18 protein-coding genes are annotated in these 18,712 nt (G+C 33.8%); 13 read left to right on the top strand and 5 right to left on the bottom strand.

Annotated elements, in window-relative coordinates; genetic code table 11:
- The first annotated feature begins 29 nt into the window (after positions 1 to 29).
- From C8C85_RS03685 to C8C85_RS03640, 10 genes are all read left to right on the top strand, one after another.
- Positions 30 to 482 carry a DUF4442 domain-containing protein gene (locus C8C85_RS03685; protein ID WP_116795882.1) on the top strand — a complete coding sequence of 151 codons (453 nt, stop codon included), beginning with the start codon at positions 30 to 32 and terminating at the stop codon, positions 480 to 482.
- A 319-nt stretch (positions 483 to 801) separates the two neighbouring features.
- Complete coding sequence (locus tag C8C85_RS03680) at positions 802 to 1,377, top strand: nucleotide exchange factor GrpE (RefSeq protein WP_116798358.1); 576 nt, start codon at positions 802 to 804, stop codon at positions 1,375 to 1,377.
- Between the two features lie 98 nt (positions 1,378 to 1,475).
- Positions 1,476 to 2,588 carry a molecular chaperone DnaJ gene (gene dnaJ, locus C8C85_RS03675; protein WP_116795881.1) on the top strand — a complete coding sequence of 371 codons (1,113 nt, stop codon included), beginning with the start codon at positions 1,476 to 1,478 and terminating at the stop codon, positions 2,586 to 2,588.
- 280 nt (positions 2,589 to 2,868) lie between these two features.
- Entirely contained in the window at positions 2,869 to 3,789 is a 921-nt protein-coding gene (locus C8C85_RS03670) for an ABC transporter ATP-binding protein (protein ID WP_116795880.1), read from the top strand.
- Between the two features lie 121 nt (positions 3,790 to 3,910).
- Positions 3,911 to 5,227, top strand: coding sequence for an ABC transporter permease (locus C8C85_RS03665; protein WP_116795879.1), 1,317 nt, complete (start codon positions 3,911 to 3,913; stop codon positions 5,225 to 5,227).
- Between the two features lie 48 nt (positions 5,228 to 5,275).
- On the top strand, positions 5,276 to 6,439 hold the full coding sequence (locus tag C8C85_RS03660) for a sigma-54-dependent transcriptional regulator (protein ID WP_116795878.1): 1,164 nt from the start codon (positions 5,276 to 5,278) through the stop codon (positions 6,437 to 6,439).
- Between the two features lie 80 nt (positions 6,440 to 6,519).
- Complete coding sequence (locus C8C85_RS03655; RefSeq protein WP_116795877.1) at positions 6,520 to 7,239, top strand: DEAD/DEAH box helicase; 720 nt, start codon at positions 6,520 to 6,522, stop codon at positions 7,237 to 7,239.
- Positions 7,240 to 7,349: 110 nt separating this feature from the next.
- Positions 7,350 to 7,568, top strand: a complete 219-nt coding sequence (locus C8C85_RS03650; protein WP_111409502.1) for a putative signal transducing protein — start codon at positions 7,350 to 7,352, stop codon at positions 7,566 to 7,568.
- Between the two features lie 111 nt (positions 7,569 to 7,679).
- Positions 7,680 to 8,498 carry a Cof-type HAD-IIB family hydrolase gene (locus C8C85_RS03645; RefSeq protein ID WP_116795876.1) on the top strand — a complete coding sequence of 273 codons (819 nt, stop codon included), beginning with the start codon at positions 7,680 to 7,682 and terminating at the stop codon, positions 8,496 to 8,498.
- Positions 8,498 to 9,037, top strand: a complete 540-nt coding sequence (locus C8C85_RS03640) for a GNAT family N-acetyltransferase (RefSeq protein ID WP_116795875.1) — start codon at positions 8,498 to 8,500, stop codon at positions 9,035 to 9,037. The genes C8C85_RS03645 and C8C85_RS03640 overlap by 1 nt, the downstream gene beginning before the upstream one ends.
- Positions 9,038 to 9,214: 177 nt before the next feature.
- Here the strand turns inward: C8C85_RS03640 and C8C85_RS03635 are convergent, their stop codons facing one another.
- Positions 9,215 to 9,736 (bottom strand): hypothetical protein, encoded by a 522-nt coding sequence (locus C8C85_RS03635; RefSeq protein ID WP_116795874.1) that lies wholly within the window; start codon positions 9,734 to 9,736, stop codon positions 9,215 to 9,217.
- A 531-nt stretch (positions 9,737 to 10,267) separates the two neighbouring features.
- Between C8C85_RS03635 and mtaB the strand changes: the two genes are divergently transcribed.
- Positions 10,268 to 11,596, top strand: coding sequence for a tRNA (N(6)-L-threonylcarbamoyladenosine(37)-C(2))-methylthiotransferase MtaB (gene mtaB / locus C8C85_RS03630; RefSeq protein ID WP_116795873.1), 1,329 nt, complete (start codon positions 10,268 to 10,270; stop codon positions 11,594 to 11,596).
- 122 nt (positions 11,597 to 11,718) lie between these two features.
- On the opposite strand, the gene C8C85_RS03625 is transcribed toward mtaB, so the two are convergent.
- The 3 genes from C8C85_RS03625 to C8C85_RS03615 form a co-directional block, all read right to left on the bottom strand.
- Complete coding sequence (locus C8C85_RS03625; protein WP_116795872.1) at positions 11,719 to 12,258, bottom strand: hypothetical protein; 540 nt, start codon at positions 12,256 to 12,258, stop codon at positions 11,719 to 11,721.
- A gap of 566 nt (positions 12,259 to 12,824) precedes the next feature.
- Positions 12,825 to 13,541, bottom strand: coding sequence for a 3-ketoacyl-ACP reductase (locus C8C85_RS03620; protein ID WP_116795871.1), 717 nt, complete (start codon positions 13,539 to 13,541; stop codon positions 12,825 to 12,827).
- Between the two features lie 10 nt (positions 13,542 to 13,551).
- Positions 13,552 to 14,388: a DUF6929 family protein gene (locus tag C8C85_RS03615; RefSeq protein WP_116795870.1), complete on the bottom strand. Its 837-nt coding sequence runs from the start codon at positions 14,386 to 14,388 to the stop codon at positions 13,552 to 13,554.
- Between the two features lie 406 nt (positions 14,389 to 14,794).
- Between C8C85_RS03615 and C8C85_RS03605 the strand changes: the two genes are divergently transcribed.
- Positions 14,795 to 16,249 (top strand): hypothetical protein, encoded by a 1,455-nt coding sequence (locus C8C85_RS03605; protein ID WP_116795868.1) that lies wholly within the window; start codon positions 14,795 to 14,797, stop codon positions 16,247 to 16,249.
- Positions 16,250 to 16,330: 81 nt separating this feature from the next.
- Positions 16,331 to 18,100 carry a cytochrome-c peroxidase gene (locus C8C85_RS03600; RefSeq protein ID WP_116795867.1) on the top strand — a complete coding sequence of 590 codons (1,770 nt, stop codon included), beginning with the start codon at positions 16,331 to 16,333 and terminating at the stop codon, positions 18,098 to 18,100.
- A gap of 76 nt (positions 18,101 to 18,176) precedes the next feature.
- Here the strand turns inward: C8C85_RS03600 and C8C85_RS03595 are convergent, their stop codons facing one another.
- Positions 18,177 to 18,686, bottom strand: coding sequence for a hypothetical protein (locus tag C8C85_RS03595; protein ID WP_116795866.1), 510 nt, complete (start codon positions 18,684 to 18,686; stop codon positions 18,177 to 18,179).
- Positions 18,687 to 18,712: the final 26 nt, after the last annotated feature.

Genomic DNA, 18,712 nt, shown 5'->3' with positions numbered 1-18,712 from the left:
TTTTGTATTTTAGCAAAAAAATGTATCCCATGGAATTAACAGTATCTAAATTAAATCGATTCATATTTTTCAAATTGCCTTCTGCTTTTATTTGCGGGGTTAGAGTTAAATCTATAGATAAAGATAAATGTGTGGTAACCGTAAAGCACAGATGGATTAATCAAAATCCTTTTAATTCTATGTATTTTGCCGTACAAGCGATGGCTGCCGAGTTGACAACAGGAGCAATGGTAATTGATAAAATCCAGCAGAGCGGAAAGAAAATATCGATGCTTGTGGCTAATAATAAATCTAATTTTTCCAAGAAAGCGACGGGCCGAATCACTTTTGAGTGCCAAGATGGCCATTTAATAGAAGAAGCAATTCAAAAGGCAATTGCCACTGGTGAAGGTCAAACGTTTTGGATGAAATCTATTGGAACTAATGAAGAAGGTGTTCAGGTTTCTGAAATGGATTTTGAATGGAGTATTCGATTAAAATAAGGTTGTCTTTTTAAAATAAAAAAAAGCTTCGTTAACTAGAAACGAAGCTTTTTTTGATATAAGGCAATAGTGAATTAATAATTATATAGAAAACAACCTTACTTTCAATATTTGAGAGTTGTATCCTTGGGGGAGTGAATAAAAATCTGTTCCAAAATTAAACAAAACTATAACGTAATAGTCTTAAAATTATATTAAAGTTTTGTCTAAGATTAGATGATATTTTCTTTTGAAAAATTTTATTCTTAAAAAAAGATGACAATTTGACATTTTATAAGTTTTGGCAGTACTTTTGCAATCGAATCTAATGAATAAAACTATGTTTAAGAATTTTTTTAAAAATAAAAGTAATATGACTACAGAAAATACAGAATTCGATCAAGAAATAGATGACGTGACATTAGAGAATAATGCAAATGGTGAGCAACTTATTATTGAAGAATTAAGTGTTGAAGAGCAATTAGCACAAGACTTAGCTAAAGAAAAAGATAAGTTTTTGAGATTATTTGCTGAATTTGAAAATTACAAAAGACGTACTACAAAAGAAAGAATTGAGCTGTTTAAAACAGCTAATCAAGAAGTTTTGCTTGCTATGTTACCTGTACTGGATGATTTTGACAGAGCAATGGTTGAAATCAATAAATCGGAAGATGAATTGTTAGCCAAAGGCGTAGAATTGATTCATGAAAAACTGAAAGGAACGTTGGTGGCCAAAGGATTAGAGCAAGTTGATGTTAAAGCGGGTGATGCATTTGATGCTGATTTTGCTGAAGCAATTACTCAAATTCCAGCAGCATCAGATAAGATGAAAGGGAAAATTGTGGATGTTCTTGAAAAAGGATACAAACTAGGCGATAAAATTATTCGTTTCCCAAAAGTGGTAATTGGTAACTAAAAAATCAAATTGCAAATCCTAAATTCTAATGTGTTGAACGGTTGGAATTTGATCCTGAAACCTTCGGGATTAAAATTTGGAATTTACTTTAAATTATTATGAAAAAAGATTTTTACGAAATATTAGGCATTTCAAAAGGTGCAGATGCTGCTGAAATTAAAAAGGCATACAGAAAAAGTGCATTGAAATACCATCCTGACAAGAATCCTGGCGACAAAGAGGCAGAAGAAAAGTTCAAATTAGCTGCCGAAGCTTATGAAGTATTGAGTGATCCTGCCAAAAAAGCAAAATACGATCAATATGGTCATCAAGCATTTGACGGTTCCGGAGGATTTGGCGGAGGTCATGGCGGAATGAATATGGATGATATCTTTAGTCAGTTTGGAGATATCTTCGGGGGAGGTTTCGGCGGATTTGGCGGAGGCGGAGGCGGAGGTCCTCGTCGCGTAAAAGGAAGCAATTTGCGTATTAAAGTAAAATTGACTCTGGAAGAAATCGCCAATGGTGTTGAGAAAAAAGTAAAAGTAAAACGTAAAGTTCAAGCTGCAGGTGTATCCTATAAAACCTGTTCTACCTGTAATGGTCAAGGTCAGGTAATGAGAGTTACCAACACGATTTTGGGTAGAATGCAATCGGCTTCAACTTGTCCTACTTGTGGTGGTTCTGGTCAAATTTTGGACAAAAAACCAAGCAATGCCGATTCTCAAGGAATGGTTGTAGAAGACGAAACCGTTTCTATAAAAATTCCAGCAGGTGTTGTGGACGGAATGCAATTAAAAGTTTCCGGTAAAGGAAATGATGCTCCAGGAAACAGTGTTCCGGGAGATTTGATTGTTGTTATTGAAGAAATTGAGCATGAATTCTTGAAACGTGAAGGTGAAAACCTGCACTACGATTTATATATTAGTTTCGCAGAAGCCGTTCTTGGAATTTCAAAAGATATTGATGCCGTAAACGGAAAAGTAAGAATCAAACTGGAAGAAGGAATTCAATCTGGAAAAATCTTGAGATTAAAAGGAAAAGGTATTCCAAGTATCAATGGTTACGGAAGTGGTGATTTATTGGTACACGTAAATGTTTGGACTCCAAAAACTTTAAACAAAGAGCAAAAACAGTTTTTTGAAAAAGCGCTAACAGATGATAACTTTACTCCAAACCCGGAGAAATCGGAAAAATCATTTTTCGAAAAAGTGAAAGATATGTTTTCATAACTTTTAGAAACAATAAAATACAAACCCATCCTTTATTCGTTAAGGATGGGTTTTTTATACCATTTAAAGTTAGAATTTGCCGTAAAGAAAATTTAGATTTTTTTCTTTATTCGAAAAAGAAAAATAAAGCATAGCATCGCTACGGTATCTTTTTATTTTGACGAAGAAAGGAAAAAAGAACATTTTATTAGGGTAAATTCTAATTTTGAATGGTATTAATGTATAATTAAGAGAATTTAGGCTCGAAATTATTTACTTTTACGCCAATTAAAAAAATAGCATGAGTAATATACTTGAAGTAAATAAAGTCGTAAAGCAATATGGTGATTATGTAGCGCTTAACGAAGTTTCATTGACCGTTCCTAAAGGAAGTATATATGGGCTTTTAGGCCCAAATGGAGCAGGAAAAACTTCACTAATTCGAATTATCAACCAAATTACGATGCCAGACAGTGGCGAAATCATCCTTGATGGTGAAAAGCTTCAACCCAAACACATACAACACATTGGATATCTTCCTGAAGAAAGAGGTTTGTACAGCACTATGAAAGTGGGCGAGCAATGTTTGTATTTGGCACAAATGAAAGGATTGTCCAAAGCCGAAGCCAAAAAACAACTCGAATATTGGTTTGATCGCTTGGGGATTCAAGGGTGGTGGAATAAAAAAATTCAAGAATTATCGAAAGGAATGGCACAGAAAATCCAGTTTGTGGTTTGCGTTTTGCACAAACCAAAACTATTGATTTTTGATGAGCCTTTTTCTGGATTCGACCCTGTAAATGCCAATGTGATTAAAGATGAAATTTTGGCATTGAAAGACGATGGTGCCACGATTATTTTTTCTACCCATAGAATGGAAAGTGTGGAAGAATTGTGTGACCATATTGCACTCATCCACAAATCGAATAAGCTAATAGAAGGCAAGCTTATTGATGTAAAAAGAAAATTCAAGACCAATAGTTTTGAAGTTGGTATTCTGTCTGACAATGTAGAAGGCTTGATGTTTGACATTACCCAAAAATTTAAAGTAGGCCAAGCCAATTTTAAATCCTTGAATGATGAAATAAAATTGGAAATCCAACTTGGGAATGCCACACCAAACGAATTGCTGAATGTCTTGTCTCAACGCGGTCAGGTTATGCATTTTGTCGAAAAAATTCCAAGCGTGAATGATATTTTTATTCAAACAGTAACAGGATAGATTAATTGGATTTCTAGATTATTTGATTTTTATACTTTTCGATTAAAAATCAACAATCCAACAATCCATCTATCGAATGATCAAATAATCAAATATTCTAAAAATCGAATAATCTATATAAATGAGCATTATTTCATTAATCATAAAAAGAGAGTTTATTGCCAAAGTTCGCAATAAGTCATTTATTGTCATGACTTTTTTAAGCCCACTGCTGTTTGTTGCGATTGCGGGTTTTGTAGCGTATCTAAGTTCTATGAAAGCCGAAACGAAACGTGTCGCAATTCACGATGAATCGGGTTTATTTGTCAACGAGTTCATTTCTCAAAATAATAAAGACAGTGAATACAGATATCTGGATTTGTCGGCAATTGATGTTCACGCTCTTAAAGACAGTATTGCTAAAGAAGATTTTGAAGCCTTACTTTATGTTCCCAAAACGACCACTAACAAAGATTTGGAAAATAAAATTCAATTGATTTCCAATAATAGCCCCAGTATTATTTTTATCGAAAAAGCCCAAGGAATTATTGCCGATAAGTTGACCAAAAATAATCTCGAAATGGCTCATTTGGACACTTTGGCAATAAAAAATGCCAAGGCTGAAGTGGTTTTGAATCTATCGAAAGCATCTGGTGAAGAAAGTATCAAAGGGCTTAACGAAATAAAAATTGCAATAGGTGGTGCATTTGGTTACCTTATTATGATGTTCATAATCATTTACGGAAATATGGTGATGCGCTCTGTAATTGAAGAAAAAACGAATCGTATTGTAGAAATTATCATTTCTTCGGTGAAACCCTTTCAACTTATGATGGGAAAAATTATCGGAACTTCATTGGCAGGTTTACTGCAATTTTTAATTTGGACTGTTATCGGTTTGTCATTGATGTTTGCTGCCTCTGCATTTTTTGGTGTCAATATCGGTCCAACGTCTAGAGTTTCTCCAGAAATGATGCATGTTGCTCGGCAAGAATTTTCAGGAACTGCCCAAATGTATATCAAAGAATTATGGAATCTGCCTATCGCCAGTATTTTGATCAGTTTTGTGGTTTATTTTATTGGAGGATATTTTCTTTATAGTTCTTTTTATGCCGCAATTGGAGCTGCTGTAGACAATCAAACTGATTCGCAGCAATTTCTTTTGCCTATCATAATGCCGTTGATGCTTAGTGTTTATATTGGTTTTTTTACGGTTATTAATGATCCGCATGGAACTATCGCCGTTGTTTTTTCAATGATACCATTAACATCACCAATAGTAATGTTAATGCGTATTCCTTTTGGAGTACCGTGGTGGCAAATTGCAATTTCCGTATCTTTGTTGTTCGCCACGTTTTTTGGTGTAGTTTGGTTTGCTGCCAAAATTTACCGTGTTGGAATTTTGATGTATGGAAAAAAGCCGAGTTGGAAAGAGTTGTATAAATGGTTGAAATACTAAAGATTATTTCAATAGTTAAGTTATAAAGCCAAAATAAAAAAGTTATTTATGTCGAAAATTCTAATTATCGAAGATGAAGAAGCCATCAGGAGAGTATTAGCCAAAATACTTTGCGAAGAAAATGAGTCTTATGAAGTTGATGTAGCCGAAGATGGTGTTATAGGACTTGAAAAAATAAAAGAAAACGACTATGATTTGGTTTTATGTGACATAAAAATGCCAAAAATGGATGGCGTTGAATTGCTTGAAGCCGTAAAAAAGATCGATACCGAAATTCCCATCGTAATGATATCAGGGCATGGTGATATGGAAACGGCAATCAATACCATGCGTCTTGGGGCTTTTGATTATATTTCAAAACCACCTGATTTAAACCGATTGCTAAATACTGTCCGAAATGCATTGGACAAGAAAAAACTGGTTGTTGAGAATAAAATTCTGAAGAAGAAAGTCAGTAAAAAATATGAAATAGTTGGAGATAGCGAACCAATCAATCTGGTGAAAGTCATGATTGATAAAGTAGCTAAAACCGATGCAAGAGTTTTGATTACCGGACCAAATGGAACCGGAAAAGAATTGGTTGCCCATCAATTGCATGACAAAAGCGATCGCTCAAGCGCTCCAATGGTAGAAGTAAATTGTGCTGCCATACCAAGTGAATTGATAGAAAGTGAATTGTTTGGCCATACAAAAGGCGCTTTTACTTCGGCGGTAAAAGATCGCGCAGGAAAATTTGAAGCAGCCAATAAAGGAACTATTTTTCTGGATGAAATAGGTGATATGAGTTTGTCAGCCCAAGCCAAAGTTTTGAGAGCTTTACAAGAAGGAATCATAACAAGAGTAGGAGCAGACAGTGATATAAAAATTGATGTGCGTGTTATAGCTGCCACCAATAAAGATTTAAAAACTGAAATTGCAGAAGGCCGTTTTAGAGAAGATTTATACCATCGTTTGGCTGTAATTCTCATAAAAGTTCCTTCCTTAAATGATAGGAGGGAAGATATTCCTTCTTTGATTGAGCATTTTACAAATAAAATTGCAATCGAACAAGGTAATGCGGTAAAGCATTTTTCAGTAGAAGCCATTCGTTTATTGCAAGAATACGATTGGACGGGTAATATTCGTGAATTGAGAAACGTGGTAGAACGTTTGATAATCCTTGGTGGAAACGAAATTTCCGAAAGTGATGTTAAAGCTTTTGCCAGTAAATAAAGTAAAATAAAAAACAAGAATATTTTATGTAATAATTCATTAGCTTTTGGCTTATGTCTTATGCCTAATTACTAAAAAAAATGAAACTAAAGAAAATAAATCAAGTATTGCAAGAAGCCTTAATTGATAGCGGGTTGACTGAAGCTAATGAGATGCAAAAAGAAACTTTTTCGACTATAAAAAGTGGTGCAGATGCAATTATTGTTTCGCCAAAAGGTTCGGGAAAATCAACAACTATTGTGATGAATGTAATTCAGCAATTGGTTTGTGAAGGTGAAGAATCACCTCGTGCCTTAATTATCGTTGAAGACAAAACTAAGGTTCTTGAAATGGAAGAACTTTTCGAGAAGTTTGGAAAATTCACCAACTTGAGAGTATATGGTGTTCATGATAAAGGCGATATGGAATATGATAAAAACTATATTTCGACAGGAATTGATGTTCTTATTGGAACTCCAAATAAATTGAGTGATATGTTTACCACAGCGGGATATAATGTAAACCGATTGAGAATGTTTATTCTTGATGATGCAGACCCGATTTTGAAATTACGTCATGAAACAAAAATCATGCGAATCTCAAATAGTATAGCCAAAACGCAACGCATTATTTTTACTGACCAATTGACCGAACGAATTGAAATCTTGGCCGATAAAATGTTGTTGGAGCCTTATGTTTTCGATTTTGAGGAAGAGTATGACGAAGACGAGGAGGATTTAGAAGAAGAAGAATCAGTAAATCCAGACGTAGATGATTTTGAAGAAGAAGACGAAGAAATTGATGATGACGAGGAGGAGTAAAAAATAATAATAGATCAGAAGACAGGAAGCGGAACTCCGAACGGACAGGTTTTAAGGTGCTTTTAGTTTAATGATTTGATATAATAATAATTTAAAAAAATAAAAGCATCATGGGATTAATGAAAGTATTTTCGGGAAGTGAAATTTTGGCATTGGCTTTACAAGAAAAAATTGAAGCCGTTGGAGTGGAAACTACAGTTAAAAATAATGTTCAATCGGCTAGAATGTCAGGTTTTCCAAACTTAGACGCAGCTGTTGAGGTTTTTATCCAGGAAACTGATTTTGCAAAAGCAAATCCGGTTATCGAAGAATTTAGGTTGAATATCTAATTGAATAGAATGATTTTTTTTAAACCTTGAGACTTATTAGTGTCAGGGTTTTTTAATGGCATAATAATTGTAATTTATTAATTTATAATTTATTAGCCGAAAATTTATATAATGAAAGAAGTAAAATACAAAATGCTTGTTTTGGATATGGATGACACGTTGTTGACCGACGACCATACCATATCAGATGAGAATAAAGAAATGATTTTTAAAGCCCAGGAATTGGGAGTATATGTGGTTTTGGCATCAGGAAGGCCCACTTCTGCGATGACAGCTTATGCTAAAGAGTTGAAGATGGACTATTATAATTCATTTATGCTGTCCTACAATGGAGCTGTAATTACAGATCTGAAAGAAGATAAAGTTCTTTTTGAGCAAACCTTGACCAAGGAACAAATCCATGAATTGTATGACTATAGTTTAAAAAGTAAAACACATATCATTACTTATGTAAATGATGAAATTGTCAGTGAAACCGATTCGGAATATATAGATATTGAAAAACATATTACAGGTTTGGCACATAATAAAGTAGTGAGCTTTAAAGGCGCTGTACAATCGAATGCTGTGAAATGTATTCTGCTTGAAGAACCATCCTATCTAAAAACAGTTGAAGATGATTTGAAACTGGCCATGCCACATTTGAGTGTGTCGATGTCAAAGCCTTTCTTTCTTGAAGTCGCCCAACAGGGAATAGATAAAGCCTACAGTCTGAAAAAATTGGCTGAGAAATTAGATATTCAGCAAAGTGAAATTATTGCCGTTGGAAATGCAGGAAATGATTTGACAATGGTAGAATATGCTGGTTTAGGTGTTTGGGTGGACAATGTGACTCCAGAATTAAGAGATAAAGCCGATTTAATTGTCGCTTCCAATAATGATCATGGAGTTGCCGAGGTAATCAAGCGTTATATTTTAAATTTAAATTAATGAAATCCTATATAGAAACCGAAAGGTTGATATTAAGGGAAATGATTGCTTCAGATGATGAAGGAATGTTCGAATTGGATTCGAATCCTGAAGTGCATCGTTTTTTAGGAAATAAGCCTGTAAAGCATATTGATGAAAGTAGGCTAATGGTTCAAAATATAAGAAAGCAATATGTAGATAACGGTATTGGTCGTTGGGCTGTAATCCTTAAGGAAACCAATGAATTTATTGGCTGGTCCGGTATAAAAGTGATTAAAGAGACTATCAATAATCATCAAAATTTTTATGAGATAGGGTATCGTTTTATACAAAAGCATTGGGGGAAAGGGTATGCTACCGAAGCTGGATTGGCTTTTGTTGATTTTGCCTTTAATGAAATGAAAGTGGAAGTTCTTTATGCTTACGCAGATGCAGGAAATAAAGGTTCAAGACATATACTGGAAAAACTGGGAATGCATTATGTCAATTCCTTTGAATACGATGGAGAAGAAGAAGTTTGGTATGAAATCACCATGATTCCAAATCGTAAATTTGAATGAAGAATGGCGATACCATATTCCAATAAAAAACAAATATTAACTTCATATGAAATGAAAAATCCAAATTTATAAAAAAACCTTTTTTACAAAATTAAAAATCCGTCTCGTTGTTGAATGAGACGGATTTTTTATGGGTTTTTTGTAGTTGTGTGGAAACGTACCTACCACATTGTTTTTTTATTTTTTAGCAACCGAAATAAAATAATTATTTCCGTCACCCATCGTAAGTTTTACCCTTTCGTCACATACATCGATGTTGAATTTACCATTGTCATAACAAGTACAAGTTGTTTTCTTGTCTTTTGACATTTCGTTGTCACATTTTCCTGTTTTATAACCTGTCAATTGTGGAGTGTAAAAAGAAACTAAATCGGTAGAAGCGGTAACCAATGAAATTATGCTTGCTGAGTTATCGTTAGCGATTCTGTAAACGATTCTGTCCGTATAGTTGATGTTGTCCACCGAAACTTTCCTGATATAAGTATAGGCAGTTGATGCCGTTTCAACTGATTTTTCTTCAAATTTAAAACCAAGACTTCTGATATCAAGATTGAATTTTTCTTGTGAATTATAACTAGCCCATGCAGTCAAAGTACTGATTGTTGGGAAAGGATTTTTAGTCGCTATTGATGGGGCATTTTGAGCTTGTGAGCAAAGTGTAATGAATAGTAGGGAGATTGTGAGGCAGAACGATTTCATTTTGTTTTTGTTTATTTAATATTGACCTACTCTTTATGGTTTTCGGCGATCCCATTTATTGTTGTTAATAGTATGTTTTTTGTTTCTTAAGTATGATTCCTCTAAAGATTAAGGTAAATTCAATTACAAGAAATGTAATGTCACTAATAATTTAATCCATGTTTTAAACAGATAAAATCATATATTATTACTTTCCTACTAAATTATTTTTTTAAAATAATTAGTTTTTGAAATTTCGAATAACGGAACACAGGAGCTTTATTTGGTATAAGATAAAGTTAGTGCCGTTGAATTGTTTTTGGAATTGTGAAATTAGTATTTAATTAAATAAGAACAAAACCTTGAAGAGAAAAATAAAGCTTTTTTAAAGTGCATAACATCATTAGTTTAAATGACAATATCATGTTATTGTGCCTAACGGTTGGAAATGATATGAATATAAATAATCATCGGCTTTACAGTGTAAATTTTTGTTCGTAAATTTGCGCACTTAAATTTTTTGACAACGATTTCATTAATTTAAGGTTAATTATGGAGAATAGAAAAAAAGTTGCTTTTTACACGCTTGGTTGCAAACTGAATTTTTCGGAAACATCAACCATTGCACGTAATTTGGAAGATGAAGGTTTTGACCGAGTTGATTTTGAGGAAGTGGCTGATATGTATGTAATCAATACTTGTTCGGTTACAGAAAATGCCGATAAGCAATTCAAACAAGTGGTGCGCAAGGCAATGAAGTTGAACGATAAGGCTTTTGTCGCTGCGGTAGGTTGTTATGCACAGTTGAAACCAGAAGAATTGGCCAATGTTGATGGAGTTGATTTGGTTCTTGGAGCGACTGAAAAATTCAAACTAGCAGATTATATCAATGATTTGTCAAAGAATGATTTTGGTGAAGTGCATTCGTGTGAGATAGCCGAAGCCGATTTTTATGTAGGCAGTTATTCGATTGGGGACAGAACACGTGCTTTTTTAAAAGTTCAGGATGGTTGTGATTATAAATGTACCTATTGCACAATTCCTTTGGCGCGTGGAATTTCGAGAAGCGATGAATTGGAAAATGTATTGAAGAACGCCTACGAAATTTCGAAACAAAACATCAAAGAAATTGTCCTGACGGGTGTGAATATTGGTGATTATGGAAAAGGAGAGTTTGGGAATAAAAAACACGAACATACTTTTCTGGAATTGGTTAAGGCATTAGACGAAGTTGAAGGAATTGAAAGATTGCGTATTTCTTCGATTGAGCCTAATCTCTTGAAAAATGAGACGATTGAATTTGTTTCTAAAAGCAGAACTTTTGTACCTCATTTTCACATTCCGCTGCAATCGGGAAGCAATGATATTTTGAAGTTAATGAAACGCCGTTATTTGCGTGAAGTCTATACCGAAAGAGTGAACAAAATTAGGGAAGTGATGCCACATGCTTGTATAGGTGTGGATGTGATTGTTGGATTTCCGGGAGAAACTGACGAGCATTTCTTGGAAACCTATCATTTCCTGAATGACATGGATATTTCGTATTTGCATGTTTTTACTTATTCGGAGCGTGATAATACAGAAGCTGCTGAAATGGAAGGTGTTGTTCCCGGAAACGTTCGTGCCAAACGCAGTAAAATGTTACGAGGTTTATCTGTTAAAAAACGTCGTGCTTTTTATGAAAGCCAGCTGGGAACCAATAGAACCGTACTTTTTGAAAGTGAAAATAAGGAAGGTTATATTCACGGTTTTACCGAGAATTACGTAAAAGTGAAAACACCTTGGAACCCGGAATTGGTTAACACTTTGCACGAAATCAATTTGACAAAAATTGATGAAGACGGAAGCGTTCGAATGGAATTTTTGAATGTTGAGGCTTAAAATTTAAGATAAAAACGATTTTTGAACATAAAAAAAAGCATCATTATACTTTTATAATGGTGCTTTTTTATTTGGTAAACTTTATACCTGCCCTAATTTAGCTACTTGTTGTTTTACTATTATTAATTCATTCCAACAAAAGTTTTTGTATTCAAGTTGTTTTGCAAAAACGTGTTTTTATTAATTTCTTTAAAGTTTAAAGGACTAACTTCATCAGAGACAGAACTTTCAATAACCATTTCAAGTTGCGTTATTTCAGATTCAATAGTGTTTTCAATAAAAAGTGGATAAGCTTCATTTGAAACTGTATTCTCAATTATTAAGTCAGATTGAGCTATAATATCTTTCATGGAATCTTCGAAAACTATAAATTCTATTTCATCCGAAGTTGTGTTTTCTGTTAGTTTATCGTTTTCAGAAATAATTTCGTTAACCGTTTTAGAATTGGACCCAATTACAGTTTCTGGATTAAAAGTTTCAGAATCCATAATTACTTCGGGTTTTACTATTGCTGTTTTTTCATTTGATGTTATTGTGTCATTTTCGCTCAAAGAAACTATTGCTTGATACGTAGCAACTTGACTGTTTATTGTGTTTGAAGCTTTACAAATATTAGATAGAGATACTAATGTGATTCCTAAGATTAAAATTGAATTTTTCATGATACTTGATTTTTGATTGTTGTTTTTTTTGATTGTTGTTTTTTGTAGATATTAAAATCATATAATAATATCCTATGCAAATATATATCTTAAAAAAGGTATTGTGTATCGCATAGTACTTAAAATTAACTTTATTTTAACATTTACAACAAATTTGTTAGTGTCATTGAGTTAATATGAAATCCATTTCTCAATCAATTTATACAAGTATTCTAATTAAGTTTAAAAAAAATGCAAGTATTAGGAGTAATGCAAAAGATTGTACAAAACATCAAATTATACAATAATGCAATAATTATATTTAAAAAAATGAGCCCGATACAATATCGAGCTCATCATTGTCAAAATAAATTAAATACTTGTCTATATTTTTAGAAGTAATCTGTTTTTTATTGTTTTTTTAGATTTATAAATATTTGATATCTATACATTTATTTATTACTGAATATTTCCCCAAAAGCTATTATCTCAAAATTCTATACCATTTACTTTGTAAACTAATGCATTTTGGCAAATTTAAAAGAAGCAGTTTTTAGTTTACGTTTTTTAGTTTACGCTGGTATTGGCTAAGGATTTGTTGACCAAATACTGCTATTTTTAATAAATACGCGTCGGTTTAATTTTAGCTGGGCAATGATTAATTCAGCCATATCTTCAGATTGCATTACTTTTTCAGGATTTCCATCAGTAAGGTTTAATTCCTTTGCCATATCGGTTGCAACAGTACTTGGCGTTAAAGCTGTAACGCGAATGTTGTGTTTACGTACTTCTTGCATCAAAGAGTCTGTCAGTCCCAAAACTGCAAACTTTGAAGCACTGTAAGCACTGGTTAATGCATTTCCGTTTAATCCTGCTGTTGAGGAAATATTGATAATATCTCCTGTTTTTCTTTCAATCATGTTGGGCAAAATAGCACGGGTTACATAATACGTTCCCATTAAATTAACCTGAATAATGCGTTCCCAATCGGCTGGCTCTAATTCTAAAAAATTACCAAAAGCAGCAATTCCGGCGTTATTGATTAAAATGTCAATGGTTTTAAATTCAACTAAGGCTTTTTCTACAGCTGAATTTACGGAGTTGATATTGGCAACATCGGCGGTTATGGCTAATGATTTTACGCCGAACGTGCTTGATTCTTTTGCTACTTCATCAATTTCTGATTGTGTTCGAGCCAATAAAATTACGTTTACACCTTCTTTTGCCAAAGCAAGGGCAACTGCCTTACCAATTCCTTTTCCAGCACCCGTAATTACGGCATTTTTATTTTTTAAGTCGTTCATTATTTTACTTTTAATGTTTTTTGTTTAATGTTAATTTATAAATATTGGCTTCCAATACTTCGGTGTCATTATCTTCACAAAGTAGAAACTCAATTGCGTCTGGAGAATTTTTATAAACCGTTAGTCCTTCAAATTTATGGGTGTCACTGATTTTTTTGGTGAAATCGATTTTCATGGTTTTGATGTCGATGCACCCAATAAAACTACCTAATATTTCTCCATCATGGTATGTGGAATCAGTGTCTTCGGCAGTTGATAAAAAGTAAATTTTATTGTCGATCGAAGCGGCATCGGTAAAACTGCTTCGCACTCCTTTTATTTTGGGTAATTTATAATTGTTGGAAAGGATGTTGAATTCATTAATCAAATTTTTTCCTTGGATGGTAAACAATACATTTTTGGCTGATTTTCCGTTGCCTCGGTTGAATAAGTACCATTCTTCTCCTGTATAAACAGCGCCCTCTATATTGAAATCTTCGGGTTTTATTTCGCCAAAACTTTGCATGACACCATATAAATCTGTAAGGTCATTGGTACTTATTTCTTTTTCAAGTGTATTGATCTGGATCATTTTATTTCTTTTTTCGGTAGAGCCAGACCCGAAAACGTAGAGATTGTCACCAAAATGAGTAATAGCCTCAAAATCGGGTTTTTCACTTTTGGCAATATTTTCGGTGGCGTTTTCTATGATTTCGTGGCGTTGCAGATTTTTGGATTCTATGCTGTATTCGTATAGAAATCCGCTGTTGTCACCTATGATAAATAAACTGTTGTCTTTGTAAATGAGTCCCGATGCAGAACCAATTCCGATAATGTGAAAAAGGATTTCAAGTGTGAATTTTTCCATGAAAAGTTGTTTTGAAAATGAATGCCCTAGCCCAGATGGACGTGGAAATCCTTTTGAAAAGAACAGCTATTTTTTCTTGTTCCGGGAGAGCGACTAACAGAAGCTCCTTCCGGGACTTAGAAAAAAAGCAGTTCTTGAAAAAGATTACAACGAACAGCTGGATTAGCTACCCAAAAGTAGTCTTTTTTGTTGGGAGAGGAAAACGGAACCTTTGTTTTGAAAGGGATTACGGAGAAAATAGGTGATTTTTTGAATTTTTGTTTTCTTTGCTGTTTTGTGGATTTATGTAAAATAATTGCTGTTTAGTTTGTTTTAGTTAACTTTTATTGAAGTTTTGTTAATGTTGAGTTCATTTTTAGTTAAAAATATGGAGGTTTCTTTGTGTCGAATTTAAACAAACAACCAAATGAAAAAAATTATTCTATCGATGCTTGCAGTTGCATCATTAGTATCATGTAACAATGATAAAAATGCAGAAGAAAATCCAATCAATAGCACTGTTTTGACAGCCAATCAATCAGTAACTCCAGTTTTATTGAAAAAGCAAGCTGGTTTTGAGAAACTGGAATTGTTTTCTGTTATTAGTTCTGACGATGTTTTGGCGGGAAGTCCAAATTATGTTTTTGGAGGTTCTGCAGACGGTTCCGGATTATTAAAAAATGAAGATGGGACTTTTACATTTTTAGTAAATCAGGAAGACAACTTTTCGGTATCCAGAATAACATTGGACAAAACATTTAAGCCAGTAAAAGGAGAGTATTTATTGAACTCAAAAGGAGGTACTTGGAGATTATGCGGTGCTACAATGGCTACTCCTGCAGAACATGGTTTTGGACCAACTTACCTAACTTGTGGTGAATCTGGAGAAGAGTCTCGTACACATGCCTTGAATCCTTATGGAGATGTAGGATCGGCAAGTGTTTCTAAAGAGTTGCCTGGTTTTGGACGCCTAAGCGCCGAAAATGCTTTGCCTTTAAGAAAAACTGCTTTTGCAGGTAAAACGGTGGTAGTCATTGGTGATGATGATTCTGGAACTTATGGAGGTCAATTGTTTATGTATGTGGCTAATACAGTTGGGGATCTTACAAACGGTTCATTGTACATGATGAAAAGAACGGATGGTAACCAAAGAGAGAAAGATATGGTTACGGGGAAAGATTATCCAGTTTCTTTTGTGAAAATTGAAAATCATACTACTTTGACTGGGGCACAAATCAATGCTGCGGTAAATACATTATCTGCCATCAAATTTGGTAGAGTGGAGGACCTTGATTATAGAAAAGGTGGCGATGCTGCCGATCGTGAAATTTACTTTAATGTTACTGGTCAAGATTACGTTAAAACAAATGCTGATGCGTCCAGAACCAAATATGGTAGAGTTTATAAATTGAACTTGGATGCCGCAAATCCATTGTCAGGAACTTTGCAGGTGTTACTTGACGGGGACGATCGTACGGGGATTGCCGGAAAATTTCAAAATCCAGATAATATTTGTGTGACTAAAAACTATGTTTATGTAGAAGAAGATGCAAATGGTTATGGTGATGAAACACATGACGCCTATATTTATCAGTACAATATTGCGACAAAACAATTAAAAGTGGTAGTTGAATTAGATCACCGTCGTACAGCAACAGATGCAGCCAAATATAATGTTGGTGGAACTTCTAAGTTTGGAGATTGGGAATATGGTGCTTTAATCGATGTATCTGAGCAATTGGGAATAGATGATACTTTTTTATTAAGTGTTCAACCGCATACTTGGACTGGAGATAAGTATAAAAATATTGACGGAGGAAATGGCCGTCCAAATGAAAATCAAGCAAGCCAAATTGTATTGATTAAAGGGTTAGCTAGATAATTTACTTTTTTATTTTTTTCAGAAGTCCACGGTTTTGTCTTGAAATCGTGGCTTCTGTTTTTTACATTTTTAATCATTTATATGAAAAATATTGTTTTCCTTTTTATCTCTTTTTTACTGTTTTCTTGTTCCGAATCTAAACCCAAAGCCGAGCAAATTAATGATTTGTACCAATCGGATTTGGTTGTTTTGCAAAAAAATGTTGTTCAACTACAACATTTAGTCGAAAATGGAGCAACTCAAAAGCAATTGCAAAACCAATTTTTAAAAGCACATCAGAGTTATAAAAGAGTTGAATCTATTAGTGAATATTTTTTTCCGTCAGTTTCCAAAGCGATAAACGGTCCAGCTCTTGATGAATATGAAGATGACGAAGGGATTACAGTTCCTCCTGCAGGACTTCAGGTTATTGAGGAATTTTTTTTTCCGGTATATGATAAGAATGCTAAAAATGAAATTCTAAAAGAAATAGGTATTCTCACCGCTAATGTGTACCGTTTGGAAATGATTTCGAAAACCAATGAGTTAACAGATGCTTCTGTTTTTGATGCGATGCGTTTGGAGGTTTTTAGAATAATTACATTGGGGATAACGGGATTTGATTCTCCGATTGCCCTGAATTCTTTACCAGAAGCGATAACTTCATTGGAATCTATCGAAAAACAGTTAGCTATTTATGATGAGAATGGACAAAATTCGACGACTTTAAAAATATTAAAAGTAGGAAAAGATTATTTGGATAAAAATTCGAAGTTCAATGAATTTGACCGCGCCTATTTTATTAAAAAATATTTGAATCCTTTGAGTAAAGCAATTTATGAATTGCAATCGGATTTGAAAATTCCTTTTTTTAAGGAAAGTCGAGGATTGAAAGTTGGAGCTCAGACATTATTCGATAAAAATGCTTTTGATGCAGAAGCTTTTTCAGGATTCCCGGATTATAAAACGACAAAGGAGAAAATAGAATTGGGTAAATTGTTATTTAATGACCCTGTTTTATCAGGGAATAATACTCGTTCTTGTGCTTCCTGTCATTATGCAGACAAAGCTTTTACCGATGGTTTGGAAAAAGCAGTTACATTGGATGGAAAACAAATGGTAAAAAGGAATACGCCAACGCTCTCCAATATTGCTTTTCAGCGTAGCTTTTTTTATGATTCGAGAGTGAATTATCTCGAAGATCAGGCAATTGCCGTGATTACAAATGAGAACGAAATGCACGGGTCTTTGGAGAAATCAGCTTTGGATTTAAAAAAGAGTGAAAAATATGCTGCCAATTTTGAGAAAGCATTTCCAAACAAAGAAATTACTGCTTTTGCAATCAAAAATGCATTGGCATCATACATTCGGTCTTTAAGTAATTATGATTCAAGATTTGATGGTTATATGAGAGGGGAAGAAAAATTTAATCTTGATGAAATAGCTGGTTTTAATCTTTTTGCAGGTAAAGCCAAATGTGCAACTTGCCATTTTATTCCGCTAACAAATGGAACCGTTCCGCCTAATTTTGACAGATCAGAAAGTGAAGTTCTAGGTGTTCCTGGAAAAGACAAAAAGATAGATGGAGATTTGGGTAAATTTGATTTGACAAAAGCAGAAGTGAATCGCTATTCGTTTAAAACACCAACGATTCGAAACATTGCATTAACCGCACCTTATATGCATAATGGAATTTTCAAAACGTTGGAAGAAGTAATAGATTTCTATGATGGCGGTGGTGGAAATGGTTTGGGTTTTAATTTATCCAATCAAACGTTACCAATCGATAAATTAAATTTAACACCATTAGAAAAGAAACAGCTAATTGCTTTTATGAAGACCCTGACGGATAAGAAGCTAGAATATAAATAAATAAAATGCCCCCAAATAGTTTCTAACTTTTCGGGGGCATTGCAATTATTAGGCCTTTTTTTGGCGAATTATTTTTTTACAAATCAAATCCGTATGCTACACGTAATGCAATTTGATCAGTATCATAATCTGTATAAGCTTCATAACGTAAACTTAAATCAATATTTTTAGTAGCATATCCAACTCCAGGTGACCAGATATAAGTGTTTTGGTCATAACCGTTGGTTACAGCAAAACCACCACCTACTTCTCCTAAAAGATAAAATTGATTTCCACCGATGAAAGCTTTAAAACCAGCTTTTACTGGAATGAAGCCTAAATCTTTTACATTTGGGTCAACGAATAAATTAGTAAAACCTGTTGTAAGTGTTAGAGATGCTCTTGGTGCTAAATCATATTGAAGGCGAACATCTCCACCCAAAGACCAGTCGTAATCATCATTGTCTGTTGGTATTCCTCCGTTAAGACCAATTCCTAAACGGAATCCCTGATTGAAGCTTTTTGTATCTTGAGCTTGTGAATTGTTTGCAAAGAATAGTGCGATTGCGAATGTAAATAATGCTTTAATTTTTACTGTAGTTTTCATAATTGAAATTTTGGGTATTTTTTTAA

Source organism: Flavobacterium sp. 103, assembly GCF_003096795.1.
In the GTDB taxonomy this organism is placed as follows: domain Bacteria; phylum Bacteroidota; class Bacteroidia; order Flavobacteriales; family Flavobacteriaceae; genus Flavobacterium.
This window is presented reverse-complemented; position numbering and strand designations above follow the sequence as displayed.

Bases quoted from the DNA above. Each gene is read 5' to 3' on its own strand.
- C8C85_RS03625 (WP_116795872.1), bottom strand. From the start codon at position 12,258: ATGAAAAATTCAATTTTAATCTTAGGAATCACATTAGTATCTCTATCT.
- C8C85_RS03595 (WP_116795866.1), bottom strand. From the start codon at position 18,686: ATGAAAACTACAGTAAAAATTAAAGCATTATTTACATTCGCAATCGCA.
- C8C85_RS03640 (WP_116795875.1), top strand. From the start codon at position 8,498: ATGAAATCCTATATAGAAACCGAAAGGTTGATATTAAGGGAAATGATT.
- dnaJ (WP_116795881.1), top strand. From the start codon at position 1,476: ATGAAAAAAGATTTTTACGAAATATTAGGCATTTCAAAAGGTGCAGAT.
- C8C85_RS03670 (WP_116795880.1), top strand. From the start codon at position 2,869: ATGAGTAATATACTTGAAGTAAATAAAGTCGTAAAGCAATATGGTGAT.
- C8C85_RS03660 (WP_116795878.1), top strand. From the start codon at position 5,276: ATGTCGAAAATTCTAATTATCGAAGATGAAGAAGCCATCAGGAGAGTA.
- C8C85_RS03645 (WP_116795876.1), top strand. From the start codon at position 7,680: ATGAAAGAAGTAAAATACAAAATGCTTGTTTTGGATATGGATGACACG.
- C8C85_RS03635 (WP_116795874.1), bottom strand. From the start codon at position 9,736: ATGAAATCGTTCTGCCTCACAATCTCCCTACTATTCATTACACTTTGC.
- C8C85_RS03605 (WP_116795868.1), top strand. From the start codon at position 14,795: ATGAAAAAAATTATTCTATCGATGCTTGCAGTTGCATCATTAGTATCA.
- C8C85_RS03620 (WP_116795871.1), bottom strand. From the start codon at position 13,541: ATGAACGACTTAAAAAATAAAAATGCCGTAATTACGGGTGCTGGAAAA.
- C8C85_RS03615 (WP_116795870.1), bottom strand. From the start codon at position 14,388: ATGGAAAAATTCACACTTGAAATCCTTTTTCACATTATCGGAATTGGT.
- C8C85_RS03680 (WP_116798358.1), top strand. From the start codon at position 802: ATGTTTAAGAATTTTTTTAAAAATAAAAGTAATATGACTACAGAAAAT.
- mtaB (WP_116795873.1), top strand. From the start codon at position 10,268: ATGGAGAATAGAAAAAAAGTTGCTTTTTACACGCTTGGTTGCAAACTG.
- C8C85_RS03655 (WP_116795877.1), top strand. From the start codon at position 6,520: ATGAAACTAAAGAAAATAAATCAAGTATTGCAAGAAGCCTTAATTGAT.
- C8C85_RS03650 (WP_111409502.1), top strand. From the start codon at position 7,350: ATGGGATTAATGAAAGTATTTTCGGGAAGTGAAATTTTGGCATTGGCT.
- C8C85_RS03685 (WP_116795882.1), top strand. From the start codon at position 30: ATGGAATTAACAGTATCTAAATTAAATCGATTCATATTTTTCAAATTG.
- C8C85_RS03665 (WP_116795879.1), top strand. From the start codon at position 3,911: ATGAGCATTATTTCATTAATCATAAAAAGAGAGTTTATTGCCAAAGTT.
- C8C85_RS03600 (WP_116795867.1), top strand. From the start codon at position 16,331: ATGAAAAATATTGTTTTCCTTTTTATCTCTTTTTTACTGTTTTCTTGT.